Source organism: Nonomuraea sp. NPDC002799, assembly GCF_053592075.1.
This window is the reverse complement of record NZ_JBSFVA010000027.1, coordinates 105,687-124,008: the sequence shown is the minus strand read 5'-3', so window position 1 is coordinate 124,008 and position 18,322 is coordinate 105,687. Positions and strand designations below refer to the sequence as shown.

Sequence of the window (18,322 nt, the reverse complement as noted above, 5' to 3'; positions counted from 1 at the left end):
AGTGGCGAGGATCAGCCCTTGACCGCGCCGAGCATGACGCCAGAGACGAAGAACCTCTGGACGAAGGGGTAGATCGCCAGGATCGGCAGGACGGTCAGCACGATCGCCACCGACTGGATGTTGGCGGCGGCCTGTGACACCTCGGCGACCGCGGCGCCGGCGTTCTCGGCCCCGGTGGCCCCGGCGATGAGGTTGCGCAGGTAGACCGTCACCGGGAACATGTCCGATTCGTTCATGTAGAGGAACGCCGCGAACCACGAGTTCCAGAACGAGACGGCATAGAAGAGCACCATCGTGGCGATCACCGCCTTCGACAGCGGCAACACGATCCGCAACAGGATGCCGTAGGTGCTGAGGCCGTCGATGGCGGCGGCCTCCTCCAGCTCGGTCGGCAGGCTCTCGAAGAACGCCTTCATGACCAGGAGGTTGAAGACGTTGATGGCGTTGGGCAGGACGATGGCCCAGATGCTGTTCTTCAGCCCGAGGCTGGTGACCAGAATGTAGTTGGGGATCAGCCCGCCCGAGAAGAACATGGTGAACAGGGCGATGCCCACCATGGTGTTGCGGCCCTTGAGGGTCTTCTTCGACAACACGTAGGCGTAGCAGGTCGTCAGGATGATCGAGATGATCGTGGCCACGACCGTGTAGAGCACGGTGTTGCGGTAGTTCGTCCAGAACATCGGATCCGACGCCACGATCTTGTACGTCGTGAGGTTGAACCCGCGCGGGATCAGGTTGACCTGCCCCGCGGTGATGTAACGCTCCTCGCTGAACGACCGGGCGATGATGTTGACGAAGGGGTACAACGTCACGACCACGACGCCGGTCAGGATGATGGCGTTGACCGCCTGGAAGACGCGGTAGCCCCTGCTCGTGCCGGCTGTTACCACAGGCTCGTCCCTACTGTGCGGCGGGAGATCACGTTCGCCGACAGGACGAGGATCAGCCCGATGATGGCCTCGAACAGCCCGATCGCCGCGGCGTAGCTGAAGTTGCTGGACACCACGCCCATCCGGAACAGGTAGGTGGAGATCACGTCGGCGGTGGGGTAGGTCAGGGGGTTGTACAGCAGCAGGACCTTCTCGAATCCCACGGCCATGAACGTGCCGATGTTGAGGATCAGCAGCGTCATCACGGTCGGCCGGATGCCCGGCAGCGTCACGTGCCAGACCTGCCGCCACCGGCTGGCGCCGTCCATCCGGGCCGCCTCGTAGAGCTGGTCGTCGATCGTGGTGAGCGCGGCCAGGTAGAGGATCGTGCCCCAGCCCACGGTCTGCCACATCTCGGAGGAGACGTAGATCGTGCGGAACCACTCCGGCTGCTGGAGGAAGGTGATCGGCTCGTTGCCGAGCACCTTCACCATCTGGTTCACGGGCCCGTCGACGGAGAGCAGCTGCATGGCGACCGCGGCCACGATCACGACCGACAGGAAGTGCGGCAGGTAGGAGATCGACTGCACGAACCGCTTGAGGTAGCGGTTCCTGACCTCGTTCAGCAGCAGGGCCAGCACGATCGGCAGCGGGAAGCAGAACAGCAGGGTCAGCCCGCCCAGGAACAGCGTGTTGGTGAAGACCTTCCAGAACGTGGGGTCGCTGAGGAACATCTTGACGTAGCGCAGGCCCACCCACGACTCGCCCAGCACGGCGCCGCCGGGCTCGAAGCGCCGGAAGGCGATGATGTTGCCGATCATCGGCACGTACCGGAAGATCGCGAAGAACAGCAGCGGCAGGATGGCCAGCGAGTAGAGCTGCCAGTCGCGGCGCAGCGCCCGGCGCCAGGCGGCGCGGGGCGGGCGCCGGTGGGGGGCCGCCTCGCGCACCGGTGGGGCCGGCGTCTTCATGGTGCTCATCCCGCGACCTCCGGCTCCACGCGCGTCAGCGGCTGCAACCGTCTCTCGTGGCCGACCGCGCGCTCGGCGCCGACGAGGCGCAGCGGCACGGCCGCCGCCACGTCCGCGCTCGACCGGCCGAAGCGCAGCTCGACGTCGCCCGGCTCGACGACGCGCCGGCCGTGCAGGCCGGTGAAGGACGTGACGTCGGCCGGGACCTCGAACGTCACGCGGGCGGCCTGTCCCGGCTCCAGGGGGACGCGGGCGTAGCCGATCAGGCGCACCTCCGGCCGCGTCGTCTGCGCGACCGGGTCGTGCAGGTAGAGCTGGACGATCTCGGCGCCGGACCGCTCGCCGGTGTTGCGGATCGTGATCCCGACGGTCGTCTCGCCGTCGACCGGCCACTCGGCCGGGCCGCTCGCGCCCGCCTCGCTCCACTCGAAGGTCGTGTAGGCGAGGCCGTGCCCGAACGGGAACGCGGGCGTCGGGTCGACCGACGACACCTCCGTGCGGCGGCCCAGCGGCGGCGACAGGTACGTCGAGGGCAGGCCGCCGGCGTCACGCGGGACGCTGACCGGCAGGCGGCCCGACGGGTTCACCGCGCCGGTGAGCACCTCGGCCAGCGCCTGGCCGCCGCGCTGGCCGGGGAAGAAGCCGCAGACGATGGCCGCGGCCGCGTCGGCCTCCTCCCCCAGCGCGTACGGGCGGCCGGCCAGCAGCACCAGGACCACGGGGGTGCCGGTCGCCAGCACCGCCCGGACCAGCTCGGCCTGCACGCCCGGCAGCCGCAGGTCGGTGGCGTCGCAGCCCTCGCCGGAGGTGCCGCGGCCGAACAGGCCCGCCCGGTCCCCGACGGCCAGCACGCAGACGTCCCCGGCCGCGGCGGCGGCGACCGCCGCGGCGATGCCGGAGGTGTCGCCGCCGCTGATGTCGCAGCCCCGCTCGTAGGCGAGGCCGGGCACCAGCGCGCCGAGCGCCTCGCGCAGCGACGGGAGGTCCAGGCCGAGCCCGTGCTCGGGATGCGGGCCGACGTGCGCGGGGAAGGCGTAGCAGCCGAGCATCGCCATCGGGTCGTCGGCGACCGGCCCCACGAGGACCACTCGCCGGCCGGGCGCCAGGGGCAGGATCGCGCCGGTGTTGCGCAGCAGGACGAGGGACTCCCTGGCCAGGCGCAGGGCCAGGTCCTGGCTGCCGGCGTCGTCGAGGCTGACCTGCTCGGGGCCGTCCGGCAGGCTCTGCCAGCCCGCGTCGAGCAGGCCCAGCTCGGCCTTCTGAGTGAGCACCCGGTGCAGGGCGCGGTCGATGAGCGCCTCGTCGACGTCCCCGGCCTTGACCGCGTCCACCAGGGGGGCGCCGAAGGTGTCGACGGTGGGCAGCTCGACGTCGATCCCGGCACGCAGGGCGAGCCGGGCCGCGTCCGTCCCGTCGGCGGCGACGCGGTGCAGCTTGTGCAGGAACCTGATGGAGAAGTAGTCGGCGACGAGCGTGCCGGTGAAGCCCCACTCCTCGCGCAGCAGGCCGGTCAGCAGGCTCTCGTCCGCGGCGGCGGGCAGGCCGTCGATCTCGGCGTAGGAGTTCATCACCGATCGGGCGCCGCCCAGGCGCAGGGCCATCTCGAACGGCGGCAGGATCACGTCCGCCAGCTCACGGCGGCCCATCGCCACCGGCGCGTGGTTGCGGCCGCCCCGGGAGGCGGAGTAGCCGGCGAAGTGCTTGAGCGTGGCGACGACGCCGGCGCCCTCGATGCCCCGGACGTAGGCGGCGCCGACCGTTCCGACCAGATAGGGGTCTTCACTGATCGTCTCCTCGGTGCGGCCCCAGCGGTAGTCGCGGGTGACGTCGAGGACGGGGGCCAGGCCCTGGTGCACGCCGGCGGCGCGCATGGAGCGGGCGATCCGGCCGGCCATCTCCTCGATCAGGCCGGGATCGAAGGAGGCGCCCCAGCTCAGCGGCGCCGGGTACACGGTGGCCCGCCAGGCGGCGAAGCCGGTCAGGCACTCCTCGTGGACCTGGGCGGGGATGCCGAACCTGCTGGTCGCCACGATCTCCGCCTGCGAGGCGGCCAGCGAGCGGGCGCCGGCGACGGGATCGACGGGCGCGGTCCCGAACGGGCGGGTGAGCTGCCCGAGCCCGTTGGCGATGACGTCACCCCACCGCACGCCTTCCATGTCGGACTGGTGCGGGGCGACCCCGCCGCCCGACGCGTCGGCGCCGACCCAGACTCCGGCGAGCTGGGCGATCTTCTCCTCCAGGGTCATGAGCGGGATGAGCGCCGCGGCCCGTTCAGCGGGAGACAAGCGTTCGTCCCGCCAGCGGGCGCCTGTGTCGATTGGTACCTGGCCCCTCATGCCATCCCTTCGGCTGATGCCGACGCCTCACGCGCTGCTCACAACAGCGTTACGCGCTTGTGACGCCGAAACTTTCAAGAAGATCTGAGTAATATTGCGGCAACTTAAGGGCCCATTTCGGGCGTGTCAAGAGGTCTGCCAACTGCTATGTTGCCTCTCAGAGCCGCAACGATCACCCAAACCGGGCTCCAGCCGGTGCTCCACCCCGACCTAAAATTGCCCGAAAGTTTCGGAAACTAAGATGAGACTTCGATGACAACTTCCCGCTCCGCCGCCCCTCCTCGACCGGCGACGATCGCGACCATCGCCGACGAGGTCGGCGTCTCCGCGGCGACGGTCTCCAAGGTTCTGAACGGCCATCCCGACGTCGCGCCCGACACCCGGGCCCGGGTGGAGGCGAGCCTCGCCCGGCACCGCTACCGCCGCCGCACCAGGCGCCAGCCCGCCGACACGGGCCAGCTCCATCTGGTCTTCCACGAGTGGGACTCCGTGTGGGGGCTGGAGATCATGCGCGGGGTCGAGGCCGTGGCCGCCACCTCGAAGATCGAGATCGTCCTCTCGCAGCTCGGCGGCGCGCACCGGCCACCGGAGGAGTGGCTGAACGGCGTGCTCGGGCGCCGGCCCGTCGGCGTGCTGTTCGTCCTGTGCGGCCTGACGCAGGCCCAGCAGCAGAAACTGCGGCGTCAGCACATCCCGTTCGTCGTGGTGGACACCGACAGCGCGACCTCCGCCTCGGTGCCCACGGTCGGCTCGAACAACTGGGACGGCGGCCTGCTCGCCACCCGCCACCTCGTCGAGCTGGGCCACCGCAGGATCGCGGTGATCTCGGGGCCGCAGGACGTGCTGTGCAGCCGGGCGCGGGTGGCCGGCTTCCAGTTCGCGCACGACGAGGCGGGGCTCAAGGTCGATCCCGAGCTGATCCGGTACGGCAACTTCGAGGTCAACGGCGGCTACGAGCACGGCATGGCGCTGCTGGCCCGCCCCGACCGCCCGACGGCGATCTTCGCGGGCTCCGACATGCAGGCGATGGGCGTGCTGCGGGCGGCGCGGCGGCTCGGCCTGGACGTCCCCGGCGAGCTGTCGGTGATCGGCTACGACAACCTGCCCGTGGCCTCCTGGATCGACCCCGCGCTGACCACGGTGAACCAGCCGCTGCGCGACATGGCGGGCATCGCCACCCAGATGCTCCTCGATCTGGCGCGCGGCGCGGACCTGGCGACGAGCCGCATCGACCTGGTCAACGAGCTGGTCGTCCGGGAGAGCACCGCCCCGCCCGCCTGAAAGCTTATGCGTGCTCTACGCTCGACCTGTCAAGATCCAGTTGACTGAGAGGAGCGTGACGTGGCATTGGCCGACGCCGGCATACGGCGATTACTCGCGGACTCGGGGGAGCCGCGGGGATGGGTGTCTCCCAGGACCGACCTCATCATGGCGTTGCTGGGAATCTGGTTCGGCGTCGGATTGATGATCGACGCGTGGGCGCACACCAACCTGAGCGAGCTGGAGACGTTCTTCACGCCGTGGCACGCGGTGTTCTACTCGGGCTTCGCCGTGGTGTCCGGCTGGATCATGTGGCAGGTCTGGCGCAACGTCCGGGCCGGCCGGCAGGGGTTGCCGGCGGTGCCCATGGGCTATCTGGCCGGGCTCGTCGCGGTGCCCGCGTTCGCCTTCTTCGGCCTGATCGACATGTTGTGGCACACCTTCCTCGGCATCGAGACGACCCTCGACATCCTGTTCAGCCCGTCGCATCTGGGGCTGATCGTGACGATGTTGCTCATCATCACCACGCCGCTGCGCTCGACGTGGAGCGCACCCGACGTGGGCGCGTCCCCGTCGCTCGGCCGGCTGCTGCCCGCGCTGATCGGGCTCTCGTTCGCGACCACGCTGGTGTCGCTGTTCCTGTCCTACGGCGACGCGCTGCAGTACGGCCCGGAGACCGTCGTCAGGGCGTTCTCCAGCATGGAGAACGCGCGCGCCGACCGGCTCGCCACCTCGATGGTGATCTCCAACATCGTCCTGCTCGCGCCCGTGCTGCTGCTGGCGCGCCGCTGGCGCCTGCCGTTCGGCACCGTGACGATCATGTACACGGTGGGAGCGCTGATGCCCGGCGCGCAGACGGCGTTCACGAACGTGCCGATCCTGCTGGCCATCGTGGCCGCGGGCGTGGTGAGCGACCTGCTGATCCGCTGGTTGCGCCCGGCCGCCGACCGGCGGCGCGCCTACTGGACGTTCGCCGGGTTGTCGGCCTTCGCCACCTGGTCGCTGTACATCGGGGTCGCCTCGGCGACGGGCGGCGGGATTCCCACCGTGCCGGAGATGTGGACCGGCGCGCCGATCGTGGCCGGGCTGCTCGGCCTGGCGCTCGGGGCCCTGTTCCTGCCGAACGCGGTGGACGCCGACCGGGCATGATGCGGGTTCCCCACCTCACCGCCGCCTTGTGCCTGGCCGCCTTCCTGGTGCTGGCCGGCGCCGCTCCGGCCGCCGCGCACAACGTCACGGCCGGAGCGGACCTGCGGATCGCCCAGACGATCGCGGGTGCCGAGCTCACCGTGGTGATCAAGGGCACGTCGCGGGTGCCGGGGCCGTTGCGGATCGGCGTCATCGCCTACCAGCCGGTCACGGAGCTGCCGGTCGCCCTGGAGCTGCGCTCGATCGCGGACGGCCGCACGGTGACCGGCACGGCGCATGCGGCCCCCGACCCGCGCTACACGGAGCTCACGGTGGAGCGGACCGGCCCGCACGAGCTGACGCTGCGCGCGGGCGGCGAGGTGGCCGTGGTGCCGTTCCGCGTCCTGGTGGAGCGCGGGTCAGCGGGCGAGCTGGTCATCTACGGCTGCCTGTTCGCAGCGGGGCTGCTCCTGGTGGGCGGCCTGCTCACCGGGGCGCTCGCCCGCCGGGGCCCGGCGATGGCGCTGGTCGCCGGAGCCACGGCCGCGGTGACGGTCGCCGCCATGCTGGTGGTGGCCGAGCCGCTGCTGCCCGCCGGTCCGCCCGACGGCGCCGCGCCCACGGCGCCGACGCCGGCCGGCGGGCGGCCGTTCGCGCAGGCGCGGGTGGCCACCGTGCCGGCCACGCCGGTCGCCGGAGCGGAGTTCACCCTGCGCGTCGATCTGGTCGACGGGTCCACCGGGCGGCCCGTGGACGATCTCGTCCTCCACCACGAGGCGCTCGCCCACCTGGTCGTCACCAGCGAGGACGGGAGCTACTTCCGCCACGCGCACCCGCTGCGGACCGCGCCGGGGCGGCTGGAGGTGCGCCTGCGGGCCGACCGGCCAGGACGGTACCTGGCGTACGCGGAGCTGGAGCGGGAGGACTCCGGCGGGCAGCTCCTGACCGGCGGCTTCCGCGTCGGCGGCGCCGCGGTGGCCGCCGAGAGCCCTGCCGAGGCGTCCGCCGCACCGCGGCTGCTGCCTGCCGCGCCGGTCGCGGGGCGACCGGCGACGATCGAGCTCGACGCCGCCGGCCCGGTGCGCCCCTGGCTGGGCATGGCCGGTCACCTGCTCGTACGCGGCCAGGACGGCGCCTTCCTCGGCCACGTGCACGAGATGGGCTCGGCCGGGCCCAAACTGCGCTTCACCTTCACCTTTCCCGAGCCGGGACGGTATCTCGCCTGGGCGCAGTACGCCCTGGCCGACCGGATCGTGACCGTGCCGTTCACCGTCGAGGTCACGGCGTGAAGCGGGCCGCGGCGCTGGCCGTGCTCGTGCTGGCGGCGGTGGCGTTCTTCGTCGCCGGCCGGAGCGCGGCGGCGGAGCCGTTCGAGCAGCACGTCACCGGGGCGCGCTACGCCGCCACCGTGCTGATCCGCGAGCCGGTCACCGGGCGGGCCGAGGTGGAGGTGCGGGTGGACGCGGGCGCCGCGGACGCCGCCGCCCTGTCGGCGGTGATGCCCGAGATGGGGCACGCCACCCCCGAGCTCACCGCCGGGCGACCGGCCCCCGGCCGCTTCACGGCGCAGCCAGAATTCCCGATGTCCGGCGTCTGGGAGATCTCCGTCCGGTTCACCGGAGCCGCCGGCGAGGAGACGCTCACCGTGAAAGCGCTCATCAGCGATTGACGACGGTTTCCGGCAATCTTCCCCATTGACGAAAAATCCTTACATGGTACTCATAGATCGAGTCGGAAAGCTTCACCACCTCATCGGGGGCCCCGTCCAGAGCTCACCCTAGGAGGACGCGCATGGCGCGCAGCCAGACCACCGACCCCATCGACTTACTCGCCCCCGTCCAAGGAGAGGTCTCCTGGTTCTGCTGCGGCACCGCCTGGGGACCGTGCAGCAGCACCGGCAAGGGCGCCTGCGGCACCTGCAACTCCGGCAGCATGCAGCACGCCTGGCCCAACACCTCCGACGCCTGCTGGGCGATCACCCGCCCCGACAGTTGCGGCGTCAGCCTCTCCCGGCGGACCTGCGGATTCCGGCACCGCACCACGGCGCTGTGCAGCGGCGCCAGCATCGTCACCGCCATCGCCGACTGCGGCCCGCAGACCGACCTGTTCTGCGGCGAACGCAGTTGTTGCGGCGCGACCTGCGCCGGCAACCGGCTGATCGACCTCACCCCGGCGGCCTACAGCGCCATCGCGAGCCTGTCCACCGGCCTGCGCCCGTGCAGCATCGACACCGCGTGAGGAGCGGGCGATGACCAGCAGAAGAGATCTGTTCAGGTCGGCCGTGCTCGGCGGCGGCGCCGCCGTGGTCGCCGCGACCGCGCTGGGCTCGCTCGGCCCGGAGGCGGCCTTCGCCACCGCGGCGCCCGACATCGAGCCCGGCGCCCCCGATCCCAACTTCGCCGAGGGCCGCATCCGCTCCATCAAGGAGAACACGCTCCTCGTCCTCGGCTCGAACATGGTCTTCCACAACATCAGGATCGTGGACGGCACCAGCCTGTGGAAGCTCGGCCCCGTGGGCTTCGACCAGGCCCAGCCCGGTGACGGCCTCTACGCCCGCGGCGTGCGCATGCCCGACGGCGTGCTCGCCGCCGAGTCAGTCTGGCTGAACATCGTCAACATCAAGGGCCACATCAAGAACATCACCAGCCAGAAGATCCACCTCGACCACAACGGCCAAGAGGTGCTCTGCCACGTCGTGACCGGCAGGTCCGTCGCGGTCCACTCCGAGTCGCCGCCCTCGTCCGACCTGTCGATGCTGAAGGTCAGCCAGCACGTGCAGATCCTCGGGGCCTGGCGGCCCGGCACCAACGAGGTCGACATCGCCACCGTCTTCTCCCCGCACTAGGAGCCTCGCCGATGCACGGGATCGCCGCGTCGCAACCGTACGTGATCGCTGTCTTCCTCACCTGGTCGGGCCTGATGAAACTGCTCAGCGGGAGGATGCGCGCGCAAGCGGGGCAGACCGCCCTGGCCCGGCTGCTGGGCGCGGCGCGCGCGGTCCCGGCACTCCGCCTCGTCGGGCTGGCCGAGCTCATGGTGGCCGCCCTGCTGCTGCTGCCGCCCGTCTCCGTCCTGGACGGCGTGGCCGCCGCCGCGCTCTCCGCCGGTTTCCTGGCCTATCTCACCTATGCGCACGTCGCCGCGCCCACCTCGTCGTGCGGCTGCCTGGGCGCCCACGCCCGCCCGGCCGGTCTGCGGGCCTTCGCCCGCGCGGGGTTCCTGCTGGCCGCGAGCGTCCTGGCCGCTCTCGCCGAGCCACCGCGCGGAGTGCTCCCGGCGCTCGTCCTGCTGGAGGTCGCGGCGCTGCTGGCCCTGTCGGCGGAGCTGGACCGCCACTGGCTGACGCCCCTGCGGCGGCTGCTCGTCCGGCTGCGCCGCCCGCTCGCCCCGTCACTGACGCGGGAGGTCCCCCTCGGGACCTCGCTGCACCTGCTCTACCGCAGCCCCGCCTACTGCTCGGCCTCCGCCCAGCTCACCTCGGACGTCCGGGAGACCTGGGACGAGGACGGGGTGCGCTTCGTCGTGTACGGCGCCCGCGAGCGCACGGCGGTCTTCGCCATCCCCCTGTCGACCGACGACCCCGCCGCCATCAAGGTGGCCCTCGTCGCCTGAGGACCTAGGATCGCGATCGTGGCGATCAAGAACACGTACTGCTCCTTCTGCGGCACCGCCTTCGCGCCCGGCCGGACCTGGCCGCGCACCTGCGCCGGCTGCGGGAACACCAGCCATCTCAACCCTCTGCCGGTCGCGGTGATGGTGCTGCCCGTCGACGACGGCCTGCTGGTGGTCCGCCGGGACGTCGAGCCGCACCGCGGCGCGTTCGCCCTGCACTCGCGGGTGGTGGCCGACTTCTTCGGCTGACCACTCCGCGACGCCGTCCCCTCACGTGCGGGCTCAGGCCTGGCGCCACTCCGCGACGCCGCCCGCCTCGTGCACCTTCAGGTCCGGGGCGGCCTCCAGCGCCTTCTCCTCGCCTCCGGGGGTGTAGGTGACGATCAGCCGGAGCGGGCGCCAGGTGGTGTTGAACGTCGAGTGGAAGACGCCCATCGGGATGTGCACGGTGTCGCCCTCCCTGATGGTGAACTCCGCGCCGTCACCGACCATCTGCCGGCCCTCGCCCGAGATCACGTAGATGATCTCCTCGGCGGCGGGATGGTTGTGACGGGCGTGGCCGCGCCCGGGGTTGACGATGACCTCGCCCAGGGTGCTGCTCGCGCCCGGGATCGCCGACGGGGTGACGAACCACTTGATCGACCCCCAGTCGAAGGCCATCGTGGGCACGCTGTCGGGGCTGACGTGCATGGTGTCTCCTAGAAGCTGAGTGACTTGAACGCTCTGACCTGCTCGATGATGGCGCGCTCGGTCGGCAGCCGCTCCACGGACGAGGCGCCGAAGAACCCGGCCACGCCCTTGGTGCGCCGCAGGACGTAGGCGGCGTCGTCCGGCTCGGCGATCGGGCCGCCGTGACAGAGCACGAGCACGTCGGGGCGGACGGCCGCGGCCGCGTCGCGCATGGCCTGCACGCGCTCCGCGGCCTCGTCGAGGGTCAGGGCGGTGCCGGCGCCGATGCTGCCCTTGGTGGTCAGCCCGACGTGCGGCACGAGCACGTCGGCGCCCGCCTCGGCCATGGCCCGCGCCTGGTCCTCGTCGAAGACGTAGGGGGCGGTGACGAGGTCGCGCTCGCGGGCCAGCCGGATCATCTCGATCTCCAGGTCGTAGCCCATGCCGGTCTCCTCCAGGTTCTGGCGGAAGGTCCCGTCGTACAGGCCCACGGTCGGGAAGTTCTGCACGCCCGCGAAGCCCATCGCCTTGAGCTGGTCGAGGAAGAGCGGCATGACGCGGAACGGGTCGGTGCCGCAGACCCCGGCCAGCACCGGGGTGTCGCGGACGACCGGCAGCACCTCCGAGGCCATGTCGACGACGATCTGGTTCGCGTCGCCGTACGGCAGCAGCCCGGCCAGCGAGCCGCGTCCCGCCATCCGGTAGCGGCCGGAGTTGTAGATGATGATCAGATCGACGCCGCCGGCCTCGGCGCACTTGGCCGACAGGCCGGTGCCGGCGCCCGCCCCGACGATCGGGCGGCCGGCCGCGACCGTGGCGCGGAGCCGGTCGAGGACGTCGTTCCTGTTCACGAGGGACCTCCGGAGATCAGGTGGTGCAGCCGGTCGGCCATGGCGCGGCCGAAGGCGGGGTCGTTGATGTGCAGGTCGAGCTCCTCGACGGCGACGGCGGAGCCGCGCAGGCCCGACTCCATCGCCTCGAAGCAGGCGGCGTCGGCCTTGGGGTCGGCGAAGACCTGGCCGGGCGCGTCCAGCGCGGAGACGCCGCGGCGGGGCACGAGCAGCGCCGCCGGGCCGGTCGCGTCCCTGAGCTTGGCGGCCACGCGGTGGCCGAGCTCGCGCATCTCGTCGGCGGTGGTGCGCATGAGGGTCACGGTGGGGTTGTGGACGTGGAGCAGGCGGTCCGCGAACGCCGGGGGCACGGTGTCGCGCGGGCCGAAGTTGACCATGTCGAGCGCGCCCGGCGCGACCACCTGCGGCACGCCGTGCGCCCCGGCCGCCGTGAGCCGCGCGGGGCCCGCCGACAGGACGCCGCCCACGAGGTCGTCGGCCAGCTCGGTGGTGGTCAGGTCGAGCACGCCCGCCAGCATGTTCCCGCCGGCGAGCCCTTCGAGCGCCCGGCCGCCCGACCCGGTCGCGTGGAAGACGAGCACCTCGTAGCCGAGCTCGTCCAGCCGCTCGCGGGCGGCGTCCACGGCCGGGGTGGTGACGCCGAACATCGACGCGCCGATCAGCGGCCGGTCCTGCCCGCCCGTCGTCTGCACCGCCTTGGCGAGCTGGGCGGCTCTGGCCATGCCGGCCGCCGCGGCGGCCGCGTTGCCGAGGACGGCGCGGGTGAGGCGGTTGACGCCCGCGATGTCGACCACGCTGTACATGAGCGTGACGTCCTTGACCCCCACGTACGGCGAGACGTCGCCGGCGGCCATCGTGGAGACGATCAGTTTGGGCAGGCCGACCGGCAGGTCACGGACGGCGCGCGCGGCGATCGAGGAGCCCCCGCTGCCGCCCACCGCCAGCACGGCGTCGACCTTCCCCGCGGTGTGCAGCTCCGCCAGGATCGCCGCGGCGCCCTCGCCCATGGCGGCCACGGCCGCGCCGCGGTCGCCATCGGCCCGCAGCGCCCCCAGCCCGGCCCCCGCCGCCTGGGCGACCCGCTCGGCGGGCACGTCGGCGAGCAGGCTCTCCTCGTGCTCGCCGACTCCCGCGTCGACCACGATCACGTCGCTGCCCAGCTCCACCAGCCGGTTGCGCAGCCACGCGTATTCCTCGCCCTTGGTGTCGAGAGTGCCGATCAGTACGACGGACGGCATGTGATGCCACACCTCTCTGCTAGATGACCTCCCCATTACACTCCCCCGTCGGGCGATGACGAGACCTCTCCAATGGCGTGAGTTCAGTCCGCTATCCGGGAGCACGTGCCCCAGGTGGTGAACTTGAACCACTCGCCCGTGGCGTCGGTCACCACCACCTCGATGGTCACGTTCTTACCCACCGTGCAGCCGATTCTGAGCAGGCGCTTGTCGTTGAACTGCGGCTTGAGCACGCCGTCTTTGTACCACCGGATGGTCGTCGGATCCACGCCGCCGTGAAAGGTGACCGTGCAGACGATGAGTGACGGGATCCGGTCACAGTCGGCGAAGTCGAAGGTCAGGGGATCCGTGGCGGCCGAGGCCGGAGCGCCGGCCCCGGCGGTGAGGAGCAGGGCGAGGGTCATGGGCACGGCCACCAGCAGGTTTCTGACTAATTTGCGCATGGCGATTTCCCTTCGCGAGCGATTGTCCGGCCGGCCGTCGCTGAATATGCGAATTCGCGGCTTTTCCGCGTTTCCTGACCGGCCTTGTCGAGTTGTCCCGACTAAAAAATTAATAGACCGAAAGGGCGAGAACAACCGCTGAACGGAACCGAAATTAACATGATGTCCGGGAAATGCCGGCCGCCATCGGCGTCATCCGGCGTCCCCGCACGCGCGATATGTCCGTGGGGGAAGGGACGGCACCGATACGGGGGGGTATCGATGGACATCCAAGCGTTGCGTTATGCGGTGACGCTCGCGGAGGAGTTGCACTTCGGGCGGGCGGCCAGGCGGCACCACATCTCCGCGCAGCCTTTCGGCCGGCGCATCAGGCGCCTGGAGCGGGAGCTCGGCCGGCCGCTGTTCGCGCGGACGAGCCGGCGGGTGGCGTTGACGCCGGCGGGCGAGCAGTTCGTCCGGCGGGCCCGGGCGATCCTGGCCGACATCGACGATCTGGCGGCCAGCGGGCTTTGACCGATGGCGAAGGTGCGCGAAGCGGGCAAGGCGGGGGCGGGCAAGGCAGGGGCGGGGCGGGATCTGTCTAGCGGTAGCGGCGGCGGGCCGTCCGCAGGATCAGGACGATCGTCACGCCGGCGCCGGCGCCGAGCACGGCAGCCGCGCCGATCATCCAGATGCGGCTGCTGGAGCCGGCCACCCACAGGGTCGCGGATCGGGGCTGGGCGTCGGTGGCGCCGTCGTCGTAGCCGCCCGGTTCCCCGTCACCCGCCGCACCGCCGTCGGGAACGGCCGCCTGCTCGTCGCTCGCAGCGCCGGCCTGCTCGTCGCTGCTCGAAGTGCCTGCCTGCTCGTTCGAAGCGCTCGCCTGATCGTCGCCGGCGGTGCTCGGCTGATCGTCGTTGGGGGCGTTCGCCGGGTCGTCGGTGGAGGCGGCGGTGAAGATGACGTCCGAGCAGGAGTAGTAGGTGTCGGGGGTGTCGGAGTTCTGCCAGACGGTGTAGATCAGGTGGCGGCCGGTTCTGCCGGTGGGCAGGCGGCCCTTGATGACGTACGTGCCGTCCGCGAGCTTGGGGTCGGTGGCCTTGAGGAAGGGCTTGCCTCCCAGGTCGGACCACTTGAGCGGCTTGGCCGGATCGTAGCCGCCGGCCGTGACGTACAGCCGGAAGGTGCCCCGGTGCGGGATGGTGCCGCGATAGCGGAAGGCGAAGCGGGCGCCCGGCTTCAGGGTCGTGGTCGGCCAGTCGGCGCGGGCGAGGTCGAGGCCCTTGAAGGCGGGAAGGCCGCCGCTGCACAGCTTGCCGTCCGGGATCAGCTCGCGGTCGCGTCCTGCGACGTCCGGCACCCGGAGGTTGTCCCAGTCTGCGGGCATGGCGCTGCCGTTCACCGCCGCCGCGGCGCGGCAGGCCGCCGGCACGTTCTTCAGCGGGCTCTCGGCGCCGCAGGCCGCCGCGCGGCTGAGCGGGCTTTCGAGCGCACCATGCGCACTCACCGCCGGCCAGCCGAGCGGGCTCTCGACCGCGCTCGCCGTCCCGGCAGTCAGCAGGAGGGTCGGTGGCAGCAGCCCGGCGGCCACGACCATCGACGGGAGCAGCCCTGCGCGCGCGCTTCCGATCCGGTGCCGCACGTGACAGCCCTCCTCGCCTCTGGCCCTACTGCGAGGTACGGTCTGCCGCCCGCCCAGGTTCAGCTCCGCTCATCGGGTCGCGTCAATTCCGCCGCAGAACGGGTGTAGCTACGTGCACCCCTGGTGTGCGCCTGGATGCATTCTCCCGGGCAGGCCCTGCTTTTAGTGTCGGAAACAATTCCTTCAAGGACATCAGGGGTTGATCATGGGCGAGGTCACACGGCGGGGGTTGATCGGCGGCACGGCGGCACTGGGTGGCGCGGTGCTGGCGTCAGGGGTCACACCGGCGGCGGCGGCGAGCGGCCCGGCTTTCGGTCCGGTCGTCGTGCGGCCGGCCGATCCGCGTTACGCGGACCTGGCCGTCCGCCGGACGAACCTGCGTTTCCGTGCAGAACCCGACTACTTCCACGTACCGGGCTCCACGGATCAGGTCGTCGCGGCCGTCACCGAAGCCGTCCGCGCCGGCCGCCGGGTCACGGTGCGCAGCGGCGGCCACTGCTACGAGAACTTCGTCGGCGACGGCGCGCAGGTGGTGATCGACCTGTGTGAGATGTCGGAGGTGTACTTCGACGACCGGCGGGGCGCGTTCGTCATCGAGGCCGGCGCCACACTGATGCAGGCGTATCGCAAGCTCTACCTGGGGTGGGGCGTGACCATTCCCGGCGGCCAGTGCGGGGGTGTGGCCGCCGGAGGGCACATCGCGGGCGGCGGGTACGGCCCGCTCTCCCGCCGCCACGGCCTCACCGTGGACTACCTGGAGGCGGTGGAGGTCGTCGTCGCCGACCGTTCCGGGCGGGCCCGCGCCGTGGTGGCGACCCGGGACCCGGCCGATCCGAACCACGACCTGTGGTGGGCCCACACGGGTGGCGGCGGCGGGAACTTCGGCATCGTGACCCGCTACTGGATGCGCGACCCGGACGCGCGGGGCGGCGACCCGTCCCGGCTGCTCCCCCGGCCGCCCGCCGCCGTCCTGTCCGGCGTGGCCATCTGGTCGTGGAACGGCATGACGAAGGAGTCGTTCAGGCGGCTGCTGCGCAATCACGGCGAGTGGCACGAGCGCAACAGCGCCCCGGGCGGCCCGTACGCCTCGCTGTTCGGCTCCCTGCTCGTCCCGGGCCGCCAGGCCGGCGCCGATCCCGGCGGCATCGTGCTCCCCACGCAGATCGACGCCACCGTGCCGAATGCCGAGCAGCTCCTGCGCGACCACTTCGCCGCCGTGAGCGAGGGGGTCACCCCCGAGGCGTTCGTCCCGCCGTTCCAGCGTCTCGCCTGGTACGAGGCGGTGCGCACGTTGTCGCTCGGCGCGGCGTCGGAGTCGGGACGGTACAAGGGCAAGTCGGCTTATCTGCGGAAAAGGTTCACCGATGAGCAGGCGGACGTCGCGTACGACCATCTGGGGACCGCCGGGGAGGCGTCGTCGGCGGGGTTGCTCTGGCTGCTCTCGTACGGGGGGCAGGTGAACACGGTCCGGCCGGAGGCGACCGCGACGGTGGAACGCGAGTCGATACTGAAGGTGATCCATCTGGCAAGCTGGGACGAGGGGCAGGACGGGGCGGCGCAACTGGAGTGGGTGCGGCGGTTCCACCAGCGGACGTTCGCGGGAACGGGCGGGGTGCCGGTGCCCGGGGGCAACTGCGGCGGCGCCTACATCAACTACCCGGACATCGACCACTCCGACCCGCGCTGGAACACGTCAGGGGTGCCGTGGTCCACGATCTACTACGGCGCCAACTACGGACGGTTGCAGCGGGTGAAGGCGCGCTGGGACCCGCGGAACGTGTTCCATCACGCGTTGTCGGTCCGGCCGGGGTCCTGAGCCGGCTCTTGACCGGCGGCGCTTAGATGGAAACAGTGTATCCATCTGGGGGTGACGATGGCGTGGGACGTGATCGTGGCCGGAGCCGGGCCCGGCGGGCTGGCCTGCGCCATCACCGCGGCGGGCGCCGGCGCGCGGGTGCTGGTGCTGGAGAAGGCCGGCGACATCGGCGGCGCGCTGCCCTACTCGGGCGGGCACCTGTCGGCGGGCGGCTTCTCGGCGCAGCGCGCGCGGGGCATCGACGACGACCCCGACCGGCACTACGCCGACATCGTGCGCATCAACCGGGGAACCGGGCGCGACGACCTCACCCGCCTGTCGCTGGCCGAGCAGCCCGCGGTGCTGGAGTGGCTGTTCGAGGCGGGCTTCACGCCCGACCCGGGCACGCCGCGCATCGTGTACGGGCACGAGCCGTACACGATCCCGCGCACCGTGCACGCCGCCGGGACACCGGGCGGGCCCGCCGTGCTGGCGGCGTTGCGGCGGCTGCTGGAGCCGTACACGGACGGCGGGGCGGTCGAGGTGCGGTGCCGGACGGCCGTCGCGGACCTGCTGGTGGAGCGCGGGAGCGTGGTGGGCGTCAGCACCGGCGACGGGCGCACGTGGCGCGCGCCGGCCGTGGTCCTGGCGACCGGCGGGTTCGGCTTCGCGCCCGAGTTGTTCGCCGAGCTTGAGGGAGTGCCGCTGACCACCTCGGCCGCGCCGACCTCGACGGGCGAGGGGCTGCTGATGGCGCGTCGGGCCGGTGCGGGACTGCAGGGGGCGGGGAGCTACATCCCGACGTTCGGCGGGCTGCCGCCGCACGTCGACGGCGACCCGCGCGTGGACTGGCTGCACCGGCCACAACTCGTGGCGCAGGAGCGGCCGCCGTGGGAGATCTACGTCGACCGGCGCGGACGGCGCTGGATCGCCGAGGACGAGCCCAGCATCGACCGCAAGGAGCGGGCCCTCACCGGCGTCGAGCGGATGACGTTCTGGATGGTGTTCGACGCGAGGGCGCTGCGCGAGTCGCGGCCCATGGTGCACGGGTGGAGCCCGGCGGAGCTGGCGCGTGCCTGCGGGCGGCGGCGCGGCCTGCACCGGGCCGCGACCCTGGCCGAGCTGGGCGCGCTCGCCGGCATCTCGGCGGACGGGCTGCGCGCGCAGGTGCGGCGGTACAACGAGGCGGTGGCGCGCGGCCTGGACGAGGACCTCGGCCGGCGGCACCTGCCCGCGCCGATCGCCGAGCCGCCCTTCTACGCGATCGAGAACCGTCCTGTCACGCTCATCACGTTCGCCGGCGTGGACGTCGACGACCACCTGCGGGTACGGCGGGCCGACGGGAGCGTTCTGCCCGGGTTGTACGCCGTGGGCGAGGTGATCGGCTCCGCGGCGGTCAACGGCAACGCGTTCTGCTCAGGCATGTGCCTGACTCCCGCGCTGGCGTTCGGCAGGCTGGCAGGGCGGGCGCTGGCCGCGCCGGTAGCCGGGCGCGGCTGACCGGCCCGTGAGCCGGGCGCGGCTGACCG

Annotated in this window: 19 protein-coding genes; 11 read left to right on the top strand and 8 right to left on the bottom strand. The window is 71.9% G+C overall.

Going from position 1 to position 18,322, the window contains the following annotated elements; all coding sequences use genetic code 11:
- Positions 1-11: 11 nt before the first annotated feature.
- From ACWD0F_RS36690 to ACWD0F_RS36680, 3 genes are read right to left on the bottom strand one after another with little or no spacing between them, the layout of a single operon-like run.
- Positions 12-890: a carbohydrate ABC transporter permease gene (locus tag ACWD0F_RS36690; RefSeq protein ID WP_449884387.1), complete on the bottom strand. Its 879-nt coding sequence runs from the start codon at positions 888-890 to the stop codon at positions 12-14.
- Positions 884-1,849, bottom strand: a complete 966-nt coding sequence (locus ACWD0F_RS36685) for an ABC transporter permease (protein ID WP_449884384.1) — start codon at positions 1,847-1,849, stop codon at positions 884-886. The genes ACWD0F_RS36690 and ACWD0F_RS36685 overlap by 7 nt, the downstream gene beginning before the upstream one ends.
- Positions 1,846-4,176, bottom strand: a complete 2,331-nt coding sequence (locus tag ACWD0F_RS36680) for a beta-xylosidase/alpha-l-arabinosidase (RefSeq protein ID WP_449884381.1) — start codon at positions 4,174-4,176, stop codon at positions 1,846-1,848. The genes ACWD0F_RS36685 and ACWD0F_RS36680 overlap by 4 nt, the downstream gene beginning before the upstream one ends.
- A 252-nt stretch (positions 4,177-4,428) precedes the next feature.
- Here ACWD0F_RS36680 and ACWD0F_RS36675 point away from each other — a divergent pair, with 252 nt between their 5' ends.
- From ACWD0F_RS36675 to ACWD0F_RS36640, 8 genes are all read left to right on the top strand, one after another.
- A complete protein-coding gene (locus tag ACWD0F_RS36675) occupies positions 4,429-5,457 on the top strand; it encodes a LacI family DNA-binding transcriptional regulator (protein ID WP_449884378.1) in 1,029 nt (342 codons plus the stop codon).
- Positions 5,458-5,517: 60 nt separating this feature from the next.
- On the top strand, positions 5,518-6,585 hold the full coding sequence (locus ACWD0F_RS36670; protein WP_449884375.1) for a hypothetical protein: 1,068 nt from the start codon (positions 5,518-5,520) through the stop codon (positions 6,583-6,585).
- Complete coding sequence (locus tag ACWD0F_RS36665; protein ID WP_449884372.1) at positions 6,582-7,853, top strand: hypothetical protein; 1,272 nt, start codon at positions 6,582-6,584, stop codon at positions 7,851-7,853. The genes ACWD0F_RS36670 and ACWD0F_RS36665 overlap by 4 nt, the downstream gene beginning before the upstream one ends.
- Positions 7,850-8,233 (top strand): hypothetical protein, encoded by a 384-nt coding sequence (locus ACWD0F_RS36660; RefSeq protein ID WP_449884369.1) that lies wholly within the window; start codon positions 7,850-7,852, stop codon positions 8,231-8,233. Before ACWD0F_RS36665 ends, ACWD0F_RS36660 begins: the two co-directional genes overlap by 4 nt.
- Positions 8,234-8,355: 122 nt before the next feature.
- The gene (locus ACWD0F_RS36655; RefSeq protein WP_449884366.1) at positions 8,356-8,802 is read left to right on the top strand and encodes a hypothetical protein; all 447 of its coding nucleotides are present in this window, start codon (positions 8,356-8,358) and stop codon (positions 8,800-8,802) included.
- Positions 8,803-8,812: 10 nt separating this feature from the next.
- Entirely contained in the window at positions 8,813-9,409 is a 597-nt protein-coding gene (locus ACWD0F_RS36650; protein WP_449884363.1) for a cell wall protein, read from the top strand.
- A gap of 11 nt (positions 9,410-9,420) precedes the next feature.
- A complete protein-coding gene (locus tag ACWD0F_RS36645) occupies positions 9,421-10,176 on the top strand; it encodes a MauE/DoxX family redox-associated membrane protein (protein WP_449884360.1) in 756 nt (251 codons plus the stop codon).
- A gap of 18 nt (positions 10,177-10,194) precedes the next feature.
- Positions 10,195-10,425 carry a hypothetical protein gene (locus ACWD0F_RS36640; protein ID WP_449884357.1) on the top strand — a complete coding sequence of 77 codons (231 nt, stop codon included), beginning with the start codon at positions 10,195-10,197 and terminating at the stop codon, positions 10,423-10,425.
- 33 nt (positions 10,426-10,458) lie between these two features.
- Here the strand turns inward: ACWD0F_RS36640 and ACWD0F_RS36635 are convergent, their stop codons facing one another.
- The 4 genes from ACWD0F_RS36635 to ACWD0F_RS36620 form a co-directional block, all read right to left on the bottom strand.
- The gene (locus tag ACWD0F_RS36635) at positions 10,459-10,866 is read right to left on the bottom strand and encodes a cupin domain-containing protein (RefSeq protein ID WP_449884354.1); all 408 of its coding nucleotides are present in this window, start codon (positions 10,864-10,866) and stop codon (positions 10,459-10,461) included.
- A gap of 8 nt (positions 10,867-10,874) precedes the next feature.
- Entirely contained in the window at positions 10,875-11,696 is an 822-nt protein-coding gene (locus tag ACWD0F_RS36630) for a phosphoenolpyruvate hydrolase family protein (RefSeq protein WP_449884351.1), read from the bottom strand.
- The gene (locus ACWD0F_RS36625) at positions 11,693-12,934 is read right to left on the bottom strand and encodes a Tm-1-like ATP-binding domain-containing protein (RefSeq protein WP_449884348.1); all 1,242 of its coding nucleotides are present in this window, start codon (positions 12,932-12,934) and stop codon (positions 11,693-11,695) included. The genes ACWD0F_RS36630 and ACWD0F_RS36625 overlap by 4 nt, the downstream gene beginning before the upstream one ends.
- Before the next feature lie 83 nt (positions 12,935-13,017).
- Positions 13,018-13,377: a hypothetical protein gene (locus tag ACWD0F_RS36620; protein WP_449884345.1), complete on the bottom strand. Its 360-nt coding sequence runs from the start codon at positions 13,375-13,377 to the stop codon at positions 13,018-13,020.
- Between the two features lie 261 nt (positions 13,378-13,638).
- Here ACWD0F_RS36620 and ACWD0F_RS36615 point away from each other — a divergent pair, with 261 nt between their 5' ends.
- Positions 13,639-13,890 (top strand): LysR family transcriptional regulator, encoded by a 252-nt coding sequence (locus tag ACWD0F_RS36615; RefSeq protein ID WP_449884342.1) that lies wholly within the window; start codon positions 13,639-13,641, stop codon positions 13,888-13,890.
- A gap of 67 nt (positions 13,891-13,957) precedes the next feature.
- On the opposite strand, the gene ACWD0F_RS36610 is transcribed toward ACWD0F_RS36615, so the two are convergent.
- Positions 13,958-14,998: a lytic polysaccharide monooxygenase auxiliary activity family 9 protein gene (locus tag ACWD0F_RS36610; RefSeq protein ID WP_449884339.1), complete on the bottom strand. Its 1,041-nt coding sequence runs from the start codon at positions 14,996-14,998 to the stop codon at positions 13,958-13,960.
- A 205-nt stretch (positions 14,999-15,203) separates the two neighbouring features.
- On the opposite strand from ACWD0F_RS36610, the gene ACWD0F_RS36605 reads away from it, so the two are divergent.
- Positions 15,204-16,814, top strand: coding sequence for an FAD-binding oxidoreductase (locus ACWD0F_RS36605; protein WP_449884336.1), 1,611 nt, complete (start codon positions 15,204-15,206; stop codon positions 16,812-16,814).
- 57 nt (positions 16,815-16,871) lie between these two features.
- On the top strand, positions 16,872-18,293 hold the full coding sequence (locus ACWD0F_RS36600) for an FAD-dependent oxidoreductase (RefSeq protein ID WP_449884441.1): 1,422 nt from the start codon (positions 16,872-16,874) through the stop codon (positions 18,291-18,293).
- The last annotated feature ends 29 nt before the right edge of the window (positions 18,294-18,322 follow it).